This is a genomic window from Mycobacterium sp. SMC-17 (assembly GCF_045310915.1).
Taxonomy (GTDB): Bacteria; Actinomycetota; Actinomycetes; order Mycobacteriales; family Mycobacteriaceae; genus Mycobacterium.
The window spans coordinates 1-1139 of the sequence record NZ_JBJIAK010000164.1; the positions used below are offsets into that span (position 1 = coordinate 1).

1 protein-coding gene is annotated in these 1139 nt (G+C 61.2%); it reads left to right on the top strand.

The genetic code is table 11. From position 1 onward, the window contains the following. The first annotated feature begins 47 nt into the window (after positions 1–47). The gene (locus ACJH7A_RS30590; protein ID WP_036429724.1) at positions 48–1139 is read left to right on the top strand and encodes an IS630 family transposase; all 1092 of its coding nucleotides are present in this window, start codon (positions 48–50) and stop codon (positions 1137–1139) included.

A 1139-nucleotide genomic window follows, 5' to 3' on the forward strand; every position in this document is an offset into this window, starting at 1 on the left:
CTAGTGTCCTGCGCCGTAAATTAGTTGATTAATTGTAGAATTGGCGGGTGGGAACCAGGGGTAGGCCGGTAGTCGAGTTGGTGTTGACCGACGACGAACGTGAGACGTTGCAGCGGTGGGCCCGTCGATCGAAGTCCTCGCAGGCGTTGGCCCAACGTTGTCGGATCGTGTTGGGTTGCGCGGCAGGGAAATCCAACAAGGAAGTCGCCGCTGATGAAGGTGTGTGGCCGCAAACGGTCGGCAAATGGCGTGGACGGTTCCTGGAGGCGCGACTGGAGGGTCTGGCCGATGAGCCGCGTCCTGGTGCGCCGCGCAAGATCACCGACGAGGCGGTCGAGCAGCTGATCGTGGCCACGTTGGAGCGTCAACCCAAAGGCGCCACGCACTGGTCGCGGTCTTCGATGGCGGCTGAGACCGGGTTGTCGAAGTCAACGGTCGGACGGATCTGGAAGTCGTTCGGCCTCAAGCCGCATCAGGTGGACACCTTCAAGATCAGCAACGACCCGCAGTTCGTCGACAAGGTCCGTGACGTCGTGGGGTTGTATCTGGACCCGCCGGAGAAGGCACTGGTGCTCTGCGTCGATGAAAAATCGCAGATCCAGGCCTTGGATCGCAGCGCGCCGGTCCTGCCGATGATGCCCGGCATGCCCGAGCGCCGCACCCATGACTACGTGCGGCACGGAATCACCACCTTGTTCGCCGCCCTGGATGTGGCCACCGGCGAGGTCTACGGCTCGATTCACCGCCGGCACCGCGCGATCGAGTTCAAGAAGTTCTTGACCAAGTTGGACAACACCGTGCCCGCTGACCTGGACGTCCATCTGATCTGCGACAACTACTCGACGCACAAATCGCCGACAGTAACCAAATGGCTTGCCGCCCATCCCCGATTCCACATGCACTTCACCCCGACCTACTCGTCGTGGCTCAACCAGGTCGAGCGGTGGTTCGGGTTACTCACCGACCAGAAACTGCGCCGCGGCGTTCACCGCTCAATTCAGGCCCTCGAGAAGGACATTCGCGAGTGGATCGCAGACTGGAACGACAACCCCCGCCCGTTCAACTGGACCAAGACCGCCGACGAGATCTTCGAACGACTCGGTTCATATCTTCAACGAATTCCCGGCGCAGGACACTAG